Source organism: Marinobacter sp. L-13, assembly GCF_056857715.1.
The window spans coordinates 1-16,527 of sequence record NZ_JBSXNQ010000016.1; the positions used below are offsets into that span (position 1 = coordinate 1).

General features: G+C 57.1%; 22 protein-coding genes. 11 read left to right on the forward strand and 11 right to left on the reverse strand.

What is annotated here, in order from left to right:
• Positions 1–63: 63 nt before the first annotated feature.
• The 6 genes from AC13DD_RS00650 to AC13DD_RS00675 form a co-directional block, all read right to left on the reverse strand.
• A complete protein-coding gene (locus tag AC13DD_RS00650) occupies positions 64–540 on the reverse strand; it encodes a hypothetical protein (protein ID WP_008173720.1) in 477 nt (158 codons plus the stop codon).
• Positions 541–609: 69 nt separating this feature from the next.
• Positions 610–1,047: a c-type cytochrome gene (locus AC13DD_RS00655; RefSeq protein WP_008173721.1), complete on the reverse strand. Its 438-nt coding sequence runs from the start codon at positions 1,045–1,047 to the stop codon at positions 610–612.
• The gene (locus AC13DD_RS00660; protein WP_008173722.1) at positions 1,040–1,894 is read right to left on the reverse strand and encodes a WD40/YVTN/BNR-like repeat-containing protein; all 855 of its coding nucleotides are present in this window, start codon (positions 1,892–1,894) and stop codon (positions 1,040–1,042) included. Before AC13DD_RS00660 ends, AC13DD_RS00655 begins: the two co-directional genes overlap by 8 nt.
• Before the next feature lie 10 nt (positions 1,895–1,904).
• Complete coding sequence (locus tag AC13DD_RS00665) at positions 1,905–2,414, reverse strand: DUF411 domain-containing protein (RefSeq protein ID WP_008173723.1); 510 nt, start codon at positions 2,412–2,414, stop codon at positions 1,905–1,907.
• A 99-nt stretch (positions 2,415–2,513) separates the two neighbouring features.
• Positions 2,514–2,798, reverse strand: coding sequence for a hypothetical protein (locus AC13DD_RS00670; protein ID WP_008173724.1), 285 nt, complete (start codon positions 2,796–2,798; stop codon positions 2,514–2,516).
• Positions 2,799–2,909: 111 nt separating this feature from the next.
• Positions 2,910–3,293 carry a hypothetical protein gene (locus AC13DD_RS00675; protein ID WP_008173725.1) on the reverse strand — a complete coding sequence of 128 codons (384 nt, stop codon included), beginning with the start codon at positions 3,291–3,293 and terminating at the stop codon, positions 2,910–2,912.
• Positions 3,294–3,563: 270 nt separating this feature from the next.
• On the opposite strand from AC13DD_RS00675, the gene AC13DD_RS00680 reads away from it, so the two are divergent.
• Positions 3,564–3,695: a hypothetical protein gene (locus tag AC13DD_RS00680; protein WP_263645069.1), complete on the forward strand. Its 132-nt coding sequence runs from the start codon at positions 3,564–3,566 to the stop codon at positions 3,693–3,695.
• A 24-nt stretch (positions 3,696–3,719) separates the two neighbouring features.
• Here AC13DD_RS00680 and AC13DD_RS00685 read toward each other — a convergent pair whose 3' ends face one another.
• The gene (locus AC13DD_RS00685; RefSeq protein WP_482930698.1) at positions 3,720–5,093 is read right to left on the reverse strand and encodes a multicopper oxidase family protein; all 1,374 of its coding nucleotides are present in this window, start codon (positions 5,091–5,093) and stop codon (positions 3,720–3,722) included.
• A gap of 234 nt (positions 5,094–5,327) precedes the next feature.
• Between AC13DD_RS00685 and AC13DD_RS00690 the strand changes: the two genes are divergently transcribed.
• The 4 genes from AC13DD_RS00690 (at position 5,328) to AC13DD_RS00705 (ending at position 9,231) form a co-directional block, all read left to right on the forward strand.
• The gene (locus AC13DD_RS00690; protein ID WP_036206275.1) at positions 5,328–5,729 is read left to right on the forward strand and encodes a MerR family transcriptional regulator; all 402 of its coding nucleotides are present in this window, start codon (positions 5,328–5,330) and stop codon (positions 5,727–5,729) included.
• A gap of 69 nt (positions 5,730–5,798) precedes the next feature.
• Positions 5,799–8,285 carry a heavy metal translocating P-type ATPase gene (locus AC13DD_RS00695; RefSeq protein ID WP_482930699.1) on the forward strand — a complete coding sequence of 829 codons (2,487 nt, stop codon included), beginning with the start codon at positions 5,799–5,801 and terminating at the stop codon, positions 8,283–8,285.
• Between the two features lie 33 nt (positions 8,286–8,318).
• Positions 8,319–8,504, forward strand: coding sequence for a hypothetical protein (locus AC13DD_RS00700; protein WP_008173735.1), 186 nt, complete (start codon positions 8,319–8,321; stop codon positions 8,502–8,504).
• Positions 8,482–9,231 carry a TVP38/TMEM64 family protein gene (locus AC13DD_RS00705; protein ID WP_008173737.1) on the forward strand — a complete coding sequence of 250 codons (750 nt, stop codon included), beginning with the start codon at positions 8,482–8,484 and terminating at the stop codon, positions 9,229–9,231. Before AC13DD_RS00700 ends, AC13DD_RS00705 begins: the two co-directional genes overlap by 23 nt.
• Before the next feature lie 33 nt (positions 9,232–9,264).
• Here AC13DD_RS00705 and merA read toward each other — a convergent pair whose 3' ends face one another.
• The 3 genes from merA to merT form a co-directional block, all read right to left on the reverse strand.
• Positions 9,265–10,671, reverse strand: a complete 1,407-nt coding sequence (merA, locus tag AC13DD_RS00710; protein ID WP_482930700.1) for a mercury(II) reductase — start codon at positions 10,669–10,671, stop codon at positions 9,265–9,267.
• Positions 10,672–10,757: 86 nt separating this feature from the next.
• A complete protein-coding gene (merP, locus tag AC13DD_RS00715; protein ID WP_008173740.1) occupies positions 10,758–11,054 on the reverse strand; it encodes a mercury resistance system periplasmic binding protein MerP in 297 nt (98 codons plus the stop codon).
• 14 nt (positions 11,055–11,068) lie between these two features.
• On the reverse strand, positions 11,069–11,419 hold the full coding sequence (gene merT, locus AC13DD_RS00720; RefSeq protein ID WP_482930701.1) for a mercuric ion transporter MerT: 351 nt from the start codon (positions 11,417–11,419) through the stop codon (positions 11,069–11,071).
• 73 nt (positions 11,420–11,492) lie between these two features.
• Between merT and merR the strand changes: the two genes are divergently transcribed.
• From merR to AC13DD_RS00750, 6 genes are all read left to right on the forward strand, one after another.
• Positions 11,493–11,984, forward strand: a complete 492-nt coding sequence (gene merR, locus AC13DD_RS00725) for an Hg(II)-responsive transcriptional regulator (RefSeq protein ID WP_053112798.1) — start codon at positions 11,493–11,495, stop codon at positions 11,982–11,984.
• A 641-nt stretch (positions 11,985–12,625) separates the two neighbouring features.
• The gene (locus AC13DD_RS00730) at positions 12,626–12,799 is read left to right on the forward strand and encodes a hypothetical protein (RefSeq protein ID WP_008173750.1); all 174 of its coding nucleotides are present in this window, start codon (positions 12,626–12,628) and stop codon (positions 12,797–12,799) included.
• On the forward strand, positions 12,799–13,989 hold the full coding sequence (locus tag AC13DD_RS00735) for a protein-disulfide reductase DsbD family protein (protein ID WP_482930702.1): 1,191 nt from the start codon (positions 12,799–12,801) through the stop codon (positions 13,987–13,989). The genes AC13DD_RS00730 and AC13DD_RS00735 overlap by 1 nt, the downstream gene beginning before the upstream one ends.
• Positions 13,990–14,005: 16 nt before the next feature.
• The gene (locus AC13DD_RS00740; protein ID WP_482930703.1) at positions 14,006–14,596 is read left to right on the forward strand and encodes a protein-disulfide reductase DsbD domain-containing protein; all 591 of its coding nucleotides are present in this window, start codon (positions 14,006–14,008) and stop codon (positions 14,594–14,596) included.
• Positions 14,597–14,645: 49 nt separating this feature from the next.
• The gene (locus tag AC13DD_RS00745; protein WP_011784891.1) at positions 14,646–15,341 is read left to right on the forward strand and encodes an SCO family protein; all 696 of its coding nucleotides are present in this window, start codon (positions 14,646–14,648) and stop codon (positions 15,339–15,341) included.
• A 56-nt stretch (positions 15,342–15,397) separates the two neighbouring features.
• Positions 15,398–15,973, forward strand: coding sequence for a TlpA family protein disulfide reductase (locus AC13DD_RS00750; RefSeq protein WP_011784892.1), 576 nt, complete (start codon positions 15,398–15,400; stop codon positions 15,971–15,973).
• Between the two features lie 46 nt (positions 15,974–16,019).
• Here the strand turns inward: AC13DD_RS00750 and cadR are convergent, their stop codons facing one another.
• A complete protein-coding gene (gene cadR, locus AC13DD_RS00755; protein WP_008173755.1) occupies positions 16,020–16,421 on the reverse strand; it encodes a Cd(II)/Pb(II)-responsive transcriptional regulator in 402 nt (133 codons plus the stop codon).
• Positions 16,422–16,527: the final 106 nt, after the last annotated feature.

Consider the following 16,527-nt stretch of genomic DNA (forward strand, 5'->3'; position numbering starts at 1 on the left):
ACGCGGCGGCAATTCCCCAGGTTGCAAGATCAGGCATTTAGCCCTCCAAGTTCGGTGAGTCTGTCAAATTGCCCAGAAATCGAATTTGATGCCTTCCCTGGACCTGCCGTTATTGATAATGGCCCGTGCCCGCCATAGCATTTTGCCTGTACCGCACTCCGGCAGGGTAAAGGTTCCCTGGTAGACGCCCTGGGCATTCGGTACCAGCTGGGTGCGGACCACGCCCATGTACATTTCAAGCCCTTCAAAATCGACGATTAGGGAGTCTGCTGTCATGTTAGCGAGATGCACACGAATGGGAATTTCTGTCATAGATTCGATGGCTTCATTACCTAAACCGACTGTGATGGCTTGATTGTCCTTTCGCCCGATACACTGACCCTTGAAAGGTGCGCATCCCTCGGTGGCGTAAAAAGTGACACCGGCATCCAGATCTGGCTTCAGGTACTGCGGCAGCACGAAAATTGCAGCGACCATCAGACTGAAACCGGCGATACCGAATAACCATGACCATTTCTTGAAGTGCTGATTCAACGACATTTTCGAGTTACCCGAGATCTAGCGTGAGTGTTGTCTGGTGTCCGTGAGAAATCAGGAAGGACCCTCAGCCTAATTAACGTCCTGACTTTCGCTCCGTTGATAACGGCGCTGGTCTTCCGTCCATAGCGTTTTCAGGTACTCGATCACCAACTGAATTTCCTGGTCGGTGAGGATGTCCTTGAACGCCGGCATCGTCAGCCTATCCGTTTTATTGAAGGGATGTCGCCAGCCCTCGGCAATCATCCTGAACAACATGGCATCGCTGTGGCGCCAGGTGTGGCCTGTCTCATCGTGCGGTGGCGGGGGCATTTCGCCTTTCTCATCCGGTTTGGTCCAGTCGGCAGCACCCTCGCCCTGCCATCCGTGGCAGGCGGCGCAGTATTGCTCGTAAATCTGGCGACCCTCGGCCACCTCGGTCGGCCCACTGTCACTGTTTGGTGGCGCGCCCCCCGCCACCACAAGGGCCGGGGCAACGAGCAAGACCAGCGGGAAAGACCACTTATTCATGAACAGGTACCCATTCGCCAGAGGCGTTCTGCGAAAGCAGATCTCCATCCTCTGTGCCCACCACGAGTCCTTCCTTGAGTGAGAATGTCAGAGCGGTGACTGGCTCGGGTATCTTAAGGCCAGCCCAGGTTTCGCCACCGTCCGAACTGTGGTGAAGTTGCCCCTCGATCACGGCGTAGACGTTCTCCGGGGCAGAAGGATCGTAATCAATAGCAGTCACAGTCCCTCGTAATTCGCCGGCATCGCCCCAGAAGCAGAAACAGTCCATGGAGCGGGCAACGCCGCGGGTGGTGCCAGCGAACAGCCAGCCACTTTCCATACTGCCCGGCATATCCGAGTGCAGGAATGCCTGCACCGGCTCCCGGGGGCCACTGTCTACCTTCACCCATTCGGCACCGCCGTCCCTGGATCGGAACATGCCACCGTCACCGAGATAGACGTAAAGCGTTTCGGCTTGGGTGGCGTGGGCGGCAATCGCCGTGATTCCGAGATCCGGCAGGGTGTCATTGAGGGATTGCCAGCGCTTGCTGGCGTTGTCATAGCGCCAGATACCAAGGCCAGGCCCTGCCAGGTACAGACTTTCGTCCGCGCCCTTTGCCATGGACCGAGGGGGAGCGCCGGAATCGGACGGTGGCAGCGGGATCTCGGTAGTGCTCTGGCCTTCCACGGCAAGCAGGCCGCTATTCCGAAGCACCAGTAGGGCGCCGGAGGCGTCAGTCGTCAGCGCCTTCACTGCTTGGCCATCAGTCGCAGACTGGGCTTGAACCAGGCCCGGCATGACGGCAATCAACGCGAACAGGAAAAGCCTGGAAACGCCAGAATTCAGGCGGTAAACCTTCGCTTTCATGGGGCTGACCTCAGTAATCCTTGTGTTCACGGAAAACACCCTGCTTGCCATTGGCGTTAAAAGCGATGACCTGATAATCGTCCTTCCGGCCGGTTTCCATGCCGGGGGTGCCATGGGGCATGCCCGGCACTGATAGCCCAATCGTATTGAACTGCGGGTCCTCAAGGTAGGCGACGATGTCATTGGCCGGCACATGGCCCTCAATCACCAGGTTTCCGATCAGCGCAGTGTGGCAGGACGCCATATCTCGGGGTACGTCGTACTTTTGCTTGATTTCATTAAGGTTGTTGGTTTCAACGATGCGGGTCTCAAAGCCATTGGCCGCGAGGTGCTCGGCCCAGTCCTGGCAGCAACCGCAATTGGGGCTTTTGTAAATGGTGATGGCCTGACCTGTCTTTCCACTCTCGGCTTGCGCAACCGATGACTGGTCAGATTCGTTGGTCTGGATGGCCAAGGTGGTGCCAGCGCCGATAACGACAGCGGCTATACCCGTATAAAGGGCGAGTTTCATGGTCTTCATGGAAAATCCTCGGTTGGAATCGCTTACATGTAGTGCAGGGCGCGGGGATGCACATGCGTCCCCGGCCCATAGCTTCAGTTCATGAGGGTGTCCAAATGGTTATTTGGTGCCGGTGTCTTTGTCTTTCATGCCATCGCCACCATGAGCCTGCATCATCTTCATGCACGCTTCGGTCATGGCTTTGCGGTCTTCTGGGGACATATCGGACATCATCCCCATCATGCCGCCCATACCCTCCATGCCTTGCGAGGACATCATGCCATTTTGCTCGGAATGTCCGGCCATCATGCCGGCTCCTTCGCCGTGGGCAACGGCAGAGAAGAGGGCAACACTGCCTGCCAGAACGGCGGCGGTTACGGTGAGGTTGATTTTTGAATTACGCATTTGATTTACTCCAGTTAAAGTCTCGTTACGGATGGACGGAAGTACGAGACTTTGTTGTAAGAATTAACGTTAAAGAGCTTGCCTCCTAGAGGCAAAAATCCGGGTTAAAACTCAGGAGTGGTGTTCTGGAGGGGGCGTAATAGAAGCCAGGAACGGATCCTGGTAGAAGGTTGATCGTGCGGTCAATACCGGGTGGGAGCCCGTATCGGTAAAACCGATGGAATCCCCCGGTAACAGGGCAACGCTGACGCTGACCCCGCATTTGATCAGCCCACTGGCGCTCGGGCAGGCCATGTCAGGGGCTGAGGCACAATCCGCTTCAGTGTCTGTTGAGGAGCCGGCGCTCTCAGCCTGAGCCATCATCATGGAACCACAATCCGGCATCGCAGTGTCCGCGTCGCTGTCCGCTATTTTGGACATAGCCAATGCCGGTCCGCTTATCACCAGAAGCAGTGATAGCAGCGCGGAAATAAATTGGCGGGTTGTTGCGGTCATCCTGATTCCAAGCACCAAGCTGTAAAGGTTCAACGCTGTGACACACAGCTCGACTTTCAGTTCACCAAATCCTAGCAGTTTTTATTTCAATGACACAACGCCATCGATATCCAAAGGCTCAAGGTGAATTCACTTTGACCATTCTGACAAAAGTCTTGACCTTAAACCGTGCTTCAACGTTATTTTCTCAAAAATGCTCAACTGCAACTGTTTACCGCATAAGCGGTGAAAATGAGCAACCAACAACCACGGTAAAAATGAGGGACGATAATGAGAGGAGGACCGGTGGGTTTGCTGACAGGGCCACGGCGTTGGTGGTTGTTTGGCGCCTTCGGGGTCATCGCGGGACTCACCTTTGGCTGGGAACAGCTGGTGATATTCGGGCTCGGTGACAACGGTTGAGCAGACCAAGGAGACTGGTAGCGCTTAGCTTTGCACCTGAAAATAGCGCATCATCCCTGCATCCTCATGTTCCATGTTATGACAGTGGTAGATGTAAAGGCCGTCAAAGCGCTCGAATTTCATCGCCACCTGAACCGTTTCACGAGGCATAACCAGAACCGTGTCGTGCCAGCCACTGTCTACCAGGCCCTGCTGTAGACTGTCCGAGTTGCCGCCTCGTCGCCCTACAACGTTGAATTGCAAGCCATGAATATGCATCGGGTGAGGCATCGGTGTGCTGTTGTGGAATTCCCAGATTTCCGTGTCACCAAGGCGGACTTTTTCGTCATCAGCAACATTCGTTCCGTCAAACCGCCGGCCATTCATGGCAAATCCCCGCATCATCACCGGGCTTAACTCGAACGACCGGATTCGCGTATTGCTGTTTACCGGTATTTTTTGCCGCTGCACACCTAGCTGTGCCGGTAAAGGTTCGCTGGCCTTTAATGACTTGGACACCTCCAGCCTGGCCAAGGGGAATCGGCTGCCAAGGGGCAGGGCGTTGCTGCCCATCATGCCCATTCCGTCCATCATACCTCCGCTCATCATGCCTGCCCGGAAACGGTCACTGATAAGCTCCAGCGTATCACCCGGCTGGAACTCGGAAAGATCGACCCATATATCAAGCCGCTGAGCCGGAGCCAGCACGGCGTAAGGCCTGTCTTCCGGTTCCTGAAGAAGGCCGCCGTCTGCACCGATAACGGTGACAGGTCGCCCGTCGCTCCAGGCCAGTTTGTAGATGCGGGCGTTGGACCCATTGAGGACTCGAATTCTGTAGGGGCGGGTGGCAACCTTGCGGGTGGTTGGAGGCGCCCCGTTAGCCAGCACTCTATCCCCCAGAAAACCGTGCATACGGTCCATCATGGACCCCATGCCACGGCCCATGTAAACCAGTTCATTGTTACCAGCAAAGGTGCGGTCCTGAAGCACCAGCAGCAGCTCGTTATCGCCCGACGGCAATTTGAGGTCCGCTTCTTCCTCGTCTTCAACGATCAGGAGTCCGGCCAACCCTGCGTGACTTTGAAATCCTACGCGACCACCTTGCTTGCCGTGGGCATGAGAGTGGTACCAGAACAGTCCGGCCCGGTCCAATACCTCGAAGCCAACAGTCATTGTCTCGCCTGGGCGGATCGGTAGTCTTGGCTGTCCGTCTACGTCGGACGGCACGTGAAGTCCGTGCCAGTGGACGGTGGTGTCCTCTGGCAGCTCATTGTGAATATGGATTTTGACGGTTTGGCCGCGGCGTAGCCGGATCGTTGGGCCGAGGTAACTGTCCGGATTTTCGGAGACTGTGTTTTTTGGACCTTTCAGCAATTCCGCCCTGTAGCGCCACACTTCACTGGGGGCGCCCGGGCCCATCAGCGAATGCGAAAAGGGACGGGAAAAGTCCTAACATCAGCGTAACCAGCCTTTCAAAACCCTTCATTACAGTGTCTCCGTCTTTTCGCCCCACTTGACTCAAAACGGGGGACCTTGGCCCAGTTTGGTGCATCGCCCCCGATCTGACAATGCATGAAAAATACCTTGACCTTAAAGTTTACTTTAAGGTTATGGTTAGGATAAGTCATTGACCACTCGTTTTGAGGTGCAGGAATGAAAACGTTCAATATCGGCGAACTCTCTGAAAAAAGCGGCGTGGCCAGCCATGCCATTCGCTTTTACGAGCGGGAAAATCTCATGCCAGAGCCTGCCCGAACCCAATCGAATTATCGTCGTTACCCCGAGGATGCGATCGCCAGGCTGCAATTCATCATCCACGCCAAGCAATGGGGTTTCACCCTTGATGAGATTCGCGAACTCCTGATGCTTCAGGACGCCAATGGCGACCGCGCCGAGGCCAAGCGAATTGCAAAGAAGCAACTGGAAAAAATCCGGCATCAGATTCAGAGCCTGTCCCGCATTGAGGCCGTCCTGTCGGAAACCCTGGAGGAATGCTCCGGTGAAGGACCCATGGACGGCTGCCCGATTGTCGAAGCCATAGCCCAGCGAGGGTGACGCTGCCAGTTGCCTGCGAATGAACTGATTAAAGGCACGGAGTTAGCTGTGCCGAGGAGCCAAACGGGTATGCAACGAATAGAGATTCGTGTTGATGGAAAGTCTTGCGCTTCGTGCGTCGGGCGGATTGAAAAGGCGCTCATGGGTGAGCCCGGCGTTGCGGAAGCCCAGGTGAATCTGGCGACCGGAAAAGCCACCGTGGAATTTGACCAGCCTACCACGCCGGCCATGCTAATCGACTCGATTAAGGAGGCGGGCTACCAGCCACGGCTACAGTCGGCTGAGATTCCGGTCGTCGGCATGAGCTGCGGCTCCTGCGTATCCCGGATTGAGCAGTCATTGAACAAGCAACCCGGCATGGTTAAGGCCAGTGTCAATCTGACTACCCGGAAAGCGTTTGTGGAGTTCCTGTCTGACACCCTGTCAGTGCCGCAAATTCATCAGGCTATCCGCGACGCAGGGTATGAACCTCAGGAGCCGGACGCCAATAGCGAAACGGAAGAGCAGGACAGGGAGGGCATCGACCTCCGCCGGAAAGTGCTCTTCGCTGCGGCGCTGACTATCCCGATTGTTCTGATTGCCATGGGTAAAATGATCCCTGCTCTTGAGGCTCTATATGTCAGTGTCTTACCCCATCGGGGATGGATGGCAATTGAGTGGCTACTAACCACGCCGGTGTTGTTTTATGCCGGACTGAGGTTTTTCCGGTCCGGGTACACTGAATTGCGCCATGCCAATCCTGGCATGAACAGCCTGGTTATGATCGGCACCAGCGCTGCCTATTTCTACTCCGTCGCAGCACTGCTGGTTCCAGGATTCTTTCCCGCCGGTACCGCCGAAAGCTATTTCGAGGCAGCGGCAGTAATCGTGACGCTCATTCTGCTGGGACGCTACTTTGAGCACGTCGCCAAAGGCCGGACGTCGGAGGCAATCAAAAAACTTCTGCAATTGCAGGCCAAGACCGCCCGTGTCATTCGGGATGGGGAAGCCGTCGAAGTGCCCATCGAAGCCGTGGTACCTGGTGACCGTATCCAGGTGCGCCCGGGAGAGCGGGTTCCTGTTGATGGCGTGGTGGAGGAAGGCCAATCCTACGTGGACGAGTCCATGATCAGCGGCGAGCCCGTTCCCGTGGCCAAACAGAAAGACGCCGAGCTGGTGGGTGGAACCATTAATAAGAACGGTTCCCTGACGTTCCGGGCTACGAGGGTCGGTGCGGACACCGTTCTGGCACAGATCATCAGAATGGTGGAATCGGCCCAGGCTGATAAACCCCCGATTCAGGCGCTGGCCGACAAGATAGCGGGAATTTTCGTTCCCATTGTGATTGTGCTCGCGATTCTGACGTTCATCACCTGGTTCAGCTTCGGGCCCGAGCCGGCCCTGTCCTTTGCCTTCGTCACGACGGTCAGCGTACTGCTGATTGCTTGTCCCTGCGCGATGGGACTGGCTACGCCAACAGCCATTATGGTCGGAACCGGTAAGGGCGCCGAAATGGGCGTGCTGTTCCGCAAAGGCGCGGCCCTGGAGACACTGTCTCGGATGGACACCATCGTCCTCGATAAAACCGGCACCCTGACTCGGGGCCAGCCTGAGCTGACAGATTTCATACTGGTGGAAGGCCGCGAGGATGAGGTCCTGGCCTGGGTTGCGGCTGTGGAGACCGAAAGTGAACATCCCATCGGGGAAGCCATCGTCAAGGGCGCAAGGGATCGGGGCCTCACGTTACCCGCGATCAGTGAATTCCAGGCGGAGCCGGGCTACGGCATCCAGGCACAGGTGGCCGGACGCCGGATCAATGTGGGCGCGGACCGTTATATGCGCCGCCTCGGTATCGACCTGGCCAGCGTCGCCGACGATGCGGTGTCACTTGCTGAAAAAGCCAAATCCCCGCTGTATGTTGCCGTCGACGGACGCCTCGCCGCGCTGATTGCCGTGGCCGATCCGCTCAAGAACGGCTCGGTGGAAGCGATTGCTGCGCTCAAGTCATCAGGGCTCAGCGTGGCCATGCTCACCGGTGACAACCGCGCCACCGCCGAGGCGATTGCGCGGCAAGCCGGTATCGAACGGGTGCTTGCGGAGGTATTGCCGGACCAGAAAGCGTCCGAAGTGAAGCGCCTGCAAGAGGAAGGTGCCCGGGTTGCTTTTGTGGGTGACGGTATCAATGACGCACCGGCCCTGGCGCAAGCCGATGTGGGTATCGCCATCGGCACCGGTACCGACATTGCCATCGAGGCCGGCGACGTGGTTCTGATGCGCGGCGACCTCCGGGGCATCGTGGATGCTGCAGCGCTCTCCCGGCGCACCCGCAAAACGATTCTTGGCAATTTTGTCTGGGCCTACGGATACAACCTGGCACTGATCCCCGTGGCCGCGGGTGTTCTGTTCCCGTTTACCGGTTATCTGCTCAACCCCATGCTGGCTGCGGGTGCCATGAGCCTTTCCAGTGTGTTTGTGGTGACCAATTCCCTCCGACTGGGCCGGTTCAAATCCGATAGCGGAAGCTCCGTGGAGAGCAGTATCAGCGAAAGCGGAGCCGCACAGGCCAGTGTCTCGTAAGAGGCCTGGCACACACAGAATCAGGAGATTGACATGATGACGAATGAGGCATGCATGTTTGGAATGGCGGGAAGGGGGTTGATATCCCTTTTGCTCATCGTCGCCTTGGTACTTGGCGTCGCAGCCCTCGGCAAGTACCTGTTTTCGAAAAACAGGGACGATTCTGGACGCGCGAGTAAGAACGCCAGAGGAGACTATGACTACCACCCTGAACCATGAATTTCATCGGGTACCCATGGCAGGCATGGGAGTTAGACCGAACGCAAAAGCAAAAGTAGTCGGGGTTCTGCTCTTGCTGGTTGCACTGGCTGCGATCTATTGGGTCATGCTGGAGACCGGAGCATTGACCACCGTGACCAACAAGGCGGCCTTGTCGGAATGGATTGACCAACTGGGGTATTGGGGGCCGGTGGGTATCATTGGCCTGATGATCACGGCCATTGTCCTGAGCCCGATCCCCAGCGCCCCGATCGCCATGGTTGCCGGTACGGCCTATGGATCGCTATGGGGAACAGTCATCGTAGTTATCGGTGCTGAGGCCGGCGCACTGATCGCTTTCGCCATTGCTCGATCCTTGGGGTACGACGTTATCCATCGCTGGAGGCGGGTACGTCCGGTATTGAATTGGCTGGGCAAGGACCGCTCCCAGGGCGGGTTGATGCTTGTCATTTTTGCGTCGCGATTGGTGCCCTTTATCTCCTTCGATGCCGTCAGCTATGCAGCCGGCCTGACACCGATCGCGTTCTGGCGATTCGTGGTCGCAACTCTGGCCGGTGTTATTCCGACAGCGTATTTGATCACAGCGTTTGGTGGCTTGCTCATGGCATCTGAGTCCGGGGTGGTGACCGGGCTTCTGATCCTGGTCAGTGGCATTACCCTGTTACCGATTGTTGCCAAGCTGCTCATGGCTCGCCTAAGGCACCAGAAAGCGTCCGAACTTGCATGATAGAGGTTGGGTTGAAGGCGCCTTGGCAAATACTCATCCCGCACAGCAGGACAGCTGTTTCACGTCTTTGGTGAAGGTTTGCGCGCAGAGCTTGAGGCCTTCCACCATGGTCAGATAAGGAAACAGTTCATCGCCGATGTCCTGCACGGTCATCCGTGACCGAAGTGCAATGACTGCCGTCTGGATCAGTTCACCGGCTTCCACGGCTACCGCCTGCACCCCCAGCAAGCGTCCCGAATCGCGCTCGGCCACCATCTTAATAAAGCCATGGGTGTCGAAATTCACCAGCGCTCGCGGCACGTTTTCCAGATCCAGCAGACGGGTGTCCACATTGTAGCCCTGCTTGAGCGCTTCGGCCTCTGTCAGGCCAACTGTGGCGACCTGAGGGTCGGTAAACATCACCCCCGGCATGGCGCTGAGATCCAGGGTGGCCTCGCCTCCCGTCATGTTGACCGCAGCCCGGCTGCCCCCGGCAGCGGCGACGTAGACAAACTGCGGCTGATCGGTGCAGTCACCGGCGGCATAGACACCGGGGACCGTGGTTTGCAGTTGCCCATCCACCTGAATCGCGCCACGGGAGGTTTCCACACCGATGCCCGCCAGGTTCAGGTTTTCGGTATTGGGTATCCGGCCGGTCGCCACCAGCAGTTGATCAGCTCGTAAGGTACCGGCATTGGTCTCTATAACGAATTCATTGTCGGTATAGTCCACACGGCTGGCCTGGGTCTGCTTGAGCACCTCGATGCCCTCGCGCCTGAACGCCGCCTCTATGGCCTCACCGATGGCGGGTTCTTCACCGGATAGCAGGCGGCTGCGGGCCAACACGGTGACCTTGCTATCCAGCCGGGCGAACGCCTGAGCCAATTCCAGGGCAACAAAACCGGCGCCGATAACGATCAGCCGTTCAGGCACAGTAATTAATGCCAGCGCACTGGTGGAGGTGAGATAAGGCGTCTCAGCCAGCCCCGGTATCGACGGCTCTGCGGGGCGGGCGCCAGTGCCAATAAAGGCGCGATCGAAATGGACGTTCTGCTCGCCGCCCTCGTTCAACTGGACCACCAGGTTATTGCCATCGACAAACCGGGCTTCACCGTTCAGGACCGTGATTGCCGTCTGGTCGCGCAGAATCCCTTCGTACTTGGCGTCGCGCAGTTCCTCGACACGCGTCTGCTGTTGCTGAAGCAGTTTCGCCCGGTCCACCTTCGGTATCTGGGCGCTGACGCCCCCGTCAAATGGGCTCTCCGTGCGCAGATGCGCGATATGCGCGGCACGAATCATGATTTTCGACGGCACGCAGCCGGTATTCACGCAGGTACCACCAATAATGCCGCGCTCGATCAGGGTGATGCGGGCGCCACGCTCCGCGGCCTTCAGGGCAGCCGCCATGGCTGCGCCGCCGCTACCAATCACAGCGATATGCAGGTTTTTGTCACTATTCATTCCGAGTTCCTTGAATTACTGGGGCATTGTCACGGCAGGCGCCGAGTCGCGTGTAACAGAGGGCGCCTGGAGTCCTTTATCACAACTCACTTACTGTCCGTTTCCAGGGATTTCAGGGTGGAGGGATAGCCGACATCGCCCGTTGCCTGGGTTAAGGCTTCCACCGATGTTCGTGTGTCGTCAAAGGTAATCATGGCTTCTCGATCCGGATAGCTCACGTCGACTTGTGAAACACCGTCCACCTTGTTCAAGGCCAGCTTGATGGTAATGGGGCATGCGGAACAGGTCATCCCCGGAACCGAAAGCGTCACTGTCTGCATGGCGGCCCAAGAGGGCATGCTGAGCAGGGCGAAAAGCAACGTCATGGCAAAGCGCATTTTCATGGGACAATCTCCTTTCAATAAAACAGAGGAAGGGTATAGGGAAACAACAGGGCGACCAGTATCAGTGCCGTTACTGCCCAAAAGATCACCTTATAAGTCGTTCGCACCCGTGGTACGGCACACACTTCACCGGGTTGACACTGTTCCACTGGCCGGAAGATTCGACGCCAGGCGAAGAACATGGCCACCAATGCAACGCCGATGAAAATCGGGCGGTAAGGTTCAAGAGCCGTGAGGTTGCCCATCCAGGCACCGGAGACACCCAGCGCGACAAGTACCAGCGGTCCGAGACAGCAGGCCGAAGCCAAAAGGCCCGCAATACCTCCCGCAGCCAAGGGGACACGCCCCGATTTGGAATTCGACATAACGCTGACACCTTTCATGGTTTCATTCGATGAGATAAGATTACTTCCGTAGTCAGCTACGGAGTCAAGGGGTATGCCGGATAAAGCGAATTCATTGACCATCGGTGGCCTGGCGAAGGCTGCCAACGTCCATGTCGAGACAATCCGCTATTACCAGCGGCGACGTCTAGTACCGGAGCCGGAACGTCCTCCAGGTGGTATTAGGCGCTATGGTCCAGCTGATATCGAGCGGTTAATGTTCGTGAAAACGGCTCAGCAGCTGGGCTTCAGTCTTGTCGAAATCAGTGACCTGCTACAACTTGAAGATGGCGCTCACTGCCAGGAGGCCAGCGCTCTGGCCGAGCACAAGTTGCGGGACGTGCGTGAGAAAATCGACCAACTGGGGAGAATCGAGAAGGTACTGGGCGAGATGGTTGAGCAGTGCCATGCCCATCCGGACAATATTACGTGCCCATTGATTGCATCATTGCATGAGGGGGCAATGGGGGAAACGATCAACGTGAAAGAACATGATTTTCACTCGACTGAGGACTCGAGGGAGAGCGGATGTTTTATCCCCGGATAGTCCCCACACCCAAGCTTCTGAGGAACTTATGTGCGCCGCCAACATCTTACTCTGGTAGCCGCATTGGCGGATACGGTGATGGAGCGTGTCTGTTTGCACCTCCGTCAATGTAGGTTAAAGTGGACGATTATCTTCCCACGCGGAAGATGTTTTAGCTGTTCTGTAATCAGGATATCAGTGCGATGACCACACGGCTTATGGGACTGGCAGTACTACTGCTCGTGGCTCTTCTCCCCGTTGCACAGGGAGTTGCCGCGACCTCTTTTGAGGCGGAACCCATGGCCGAGGCTTGTGTCATGTTGCCAGACACCCAGGTGATGCATGACTGCGCCGGGCTCAATGCCGAGGGCAGCTGCAGTAGCCCGTGTTCAACGTCCCATGTCGGGAAATCTGCAATTAGAGACTCGGTAGTGCTGTTATCTTCCCCCTGCCCGAAAGGCTATTATTCTCATTCCGGCCGTGTACTTTCTGGCCCAGACCCTTTTCCTCCCAAGTATTCAACAGTGTCCTGAACCTTTGATTACCAGAGGCTTTCGCTTCGAGTGCCTGTCGTTTGGCCTTGCGCGGTAGACCACCACGTAGGCAGCTTTGCTGGTGATTTTATCGACTGATGAATACATGAAAACGGGAACGTATCTGTGATGTCATTCTATCTGGAATACCTGGTGCGCGGCATGACCGTGCTCTGCCATAAGCTTTCGGGTTTCAGCGGGACGCCAGGGCTGCTGTACAAGGATTCGAGCGGACAATGGCGGGGCCAGACTGGTGTGCCCAGCCAGGAAGCGCTCGGCAGGATGCTGGGAGTCACGGAGTAATGGATCAGTTGCCCTCATTACTCATTGCCGGCCAGATCATGATGGCGGTTATCGCAGGTCTACTGCTGAACCTGACGCCCTGCGTGCTGCCCGCGATTCCCATCAAGGTCCGGACCATCCTGCGGGAGGCGGGAGGCCAGAGGTCCCATCGGGTGCTGGCCGCGTTGGCATTCACGGCCGGAACACTCACCTTTTTCCTGACGCTGGGCGGCCTGACCGCACTGCTGCAGTGGAACTGGGGCACGTTGTTCCAGTTGACGCTATTCGTGGCCGTCCTGGTTGCGTTGATGGTCGGGTTTGCGGTGATTACCTGGCTCGATCTGCCCATCCCCGTCCCGACATTCGCCGCCTCGGCGCATGGCCGGCGTTACTTTGAAGCCTATGTATCCGGGCTGTTGAGTGCGATCCTGGCCGCGCCCTGCGCAGGCCCTTTCTTGGGGGGCGTACTGGCCTTTGCCGTTACCCAGCCGGCGCCGGTCATCATGGGGATATTCGGCAGTATCGGGCTGGGGCTGTCGTTGCCCTATGCGGTACTGATGCTCAGGCCCGAGTGGCTGAGTCGTTTGCCCAAGGCGGGCCCCTGGACCGTAGCCATTCGTGAAGTGCTCGCGCTGATATTGCTGGCCGCCGCCGTCTTTTTCAGCGCGAGCCTGGTGCCCAAAGCGGTATACCCCTGGCTGTGGTGGGCCTGGCTGGCGCTGGTGCTGGTCTGGGGTCTCCGCCGCTTCGTTCAGGGGAACGGTGCCGTGCGCGTGATCACTGCAACGGCGACAGGCCTTGCCTTGGTGGTGACAGTGGTATTCGCATCTCCGTTGGGCAGCGGCGAAGACGAGCTTGTCTGGCAACCCTACTCAGCAGAACTCCTGGCGGACACAAAAGCCCGTGGCACACCGTATTTGCTGGAGTTCACTGCGGACTGGTGCATCAACTGCAAAGTCCTGGAGCGCACCGTGTATAAAGAGCCCGCTGTGGCCGAAGCCGTGGAGCGAGCCGGCATGGTGCCGATTCAGGTGGACGTGACAGCAAGCGATCCCGAAAAAGACGCATTGTTAACAGCAACGGGAGGGCAAGCTTTGCCTTTTGCGGCGATTTTTGACGCTGACGGCACCGCTGTCGCCCGTTTCACGGGGCTCTTTGATACCGACAGCCTGGTCGAGGCGATCAACCGTACCGAGAATTCACAACGCTAGATACTGGAGATGAACCATGACAACCCGAACCAAAGTATTGCTGACCGGCGTAGCGGTTTTTCTGATCGCGATCGCGGCGTTCATGTTGATCGGCACCAATTCCGGAAAGGCTCCTGGCTCAGCCCAGTCTGAACAAGCCAGTTCCGACCCCCAGGCGCCAGTTGCCCGCACGGGGTTGGCAGATTCTTCCGATAAGGTCCGCCTCAAGCTTGCGGAAGGCGGCAAAGCCCTGATAGGGGAGACCGGTGAAATCGTTCTGACACTGGACATTGAACCGGGCTGGCACGTGAATGCGAATCCAGCCTCCATGGAGTTTCTGATCCCCACCGTCGCCAAGTCTTCGGCTGGCGGCCAGTCGCTCGATATTCCGACGGATTACCCGCGCGGCCGGGTCAGTGACATTGTGCTGGGTGACACCGCCCTGGAGGTGTACGACGACGGTGCGAGCATCCGGCTGCTGCCAGATGAAAAACAGACCGCCGCGCTGAAAGAGGCAGGCAAGCTAGACATGACGGTACGGGTACAGGCCTGCAGTGACGAGGGCGTTTGCCTGGCACCAGCTGACCTGCCCGTTGCGCTGAATCTGGACGATATCAAGCCACAATAAACCGGGACTCCCTTCGGAAAACAACTCAAATGGAGAATGACTGTGAACAGTGTATTCAGAATTGCTGATTGCCATGGTTGCCCAGGTCAGCACCAATGCCATGGCCCATTCCATGGAAGATGTGGAGGCCTCGTTGAACGAGAAAGAGCGGTATGCCCAGTTTGTGGATCAGCCGGCCCCTGAATTTGATCTTACAGGCGTTGATGGCAATACCCTTGCCCTTGCCGACTTAAACGGCAAAACCGTTGTGCTTAACTTTCTCTACACGCGCTGTACCGAGGCCTGCCCTTTGCATATGAACCTGATCCGGCAGTTGCAAACCGGGGTTGAAGAAGAAGGGCTGAGTGAAGAGGTGGTGTTCATCACCATTGCCACGGACCGGGAAGATGTTGCAGGCACCCGGAGAAACATGCGTGCCTACGGCGAGAATTTCGATCTGAATCCCCGCAACTGGCAATTCCTCTACCGAGCCAGGATGGAACCACCTGAACTGACACCAGAACTTGCTAAAGCCTACGGCGTTCAGTTCAGGGATACGGGTGAGGGTGTACAGGTCCATGGTGTGGTAACCCACGTGATTGACCCGGAAGGGCAGATGCGGGCCCGGTTCCATGGATTGAAATTCAAGCCTGAACACCTGGTGACCTACCTGACGGCCATTGCCAAAGGCCCCAACGCGGCAGCCGATGATGGGTTCTGGGGCCGACTGCACGGGCGAATTGAAGAGCTGTTACAGAGTGAGTAACGCGTGGGGCACCATGCCGGCAACAAACCGACCACTGTAATCAGGAGTAATGTCCAATGAGTCACCAGCGCATATCTGCCGCCCGGGGAATCGCCGTAGTCCTTTTCGCGCTTGCTATTTCCATAGCCGCTCAAGTTATGGCTGCAGGGAAGGTTCCGAAGTCGGTGGGGCCCCAGGGTTTCCTGATCTGGGAGTCCCCTCGCACTCTGCCCGAGCTGGCTTTTGAGGACGAAGACGGCAGGCCGCTGACACTGGCTGACTTTAAGGGTAAGGCGATTTTGCTCAATATCTGGGCGACCTGGTGCGCACCCTGCCGTGAGGAAATGCCGACGCTTGACTCACTCCAGGCTCAACTGGGCGGCGAGCAATTTGAAGTGGTCGCGCTGTCCGTTGACCACGTAGGCATCAGCGTTGTTGAAAAATTCTACCGGGAAACAAGCATTCAGCATCTTCGCCAGTATATTGATCCGTCCACACTGGCGACCTCAACACTGGGCATAGAAGGTGTTCCTACAACGCTGCTGCTTGATCATGACGGTCGCGAAATTGGCCGCCTGGTCGGTGCCGCGGAATGGGACAGCCCGGCCATGGTGGATTTGATGACCCGCACCATTGAAGGGGTTCCGGACTGACTGGATTTACGCAATTGAAAAGGCAGGTGCGTAATGCTTCAAGCTACTACTGCATGCTTCCTTCGCTGAGCCCTTCGAGAACCCCGCAGGCCTCAATTTCCCGATCATCGTTACAACTCGCTCGCAGCGACACAAGTTGTTTCTCCAGTACCTGCAGATCGGTTATCTGAGACCGTACTTGAGCGATGTGATCATCAAGCAAGGTGTTGATGGCCCTGCAAGGCTGATGGGGCGCGCCCTGATAACGCTGTAACTCGTGAATTTCAGCGAGTGACAGCTCGAGTATTCTGCAGCGCCGGATGAAGGCCAGTCGCTCAACATGCCGTTCAGTGTAAATACGATAGCCGTTGTCCTGACGATCCGGCGGCGGTAACAAGCCCTCTCGCTCATAGAAACGGATGGTCTGGGTGTCGACCCCTACGGACCGCGCCAACTGACCAATGCGCATCGGGTGTCTCCTCAACAAATGGTATCTGCTCTATTGACCTTATAGTGGCTATATGGTTTTAAATCATAATCCGACAATACGCAAGTGGATGCATCATGAGCCAAAA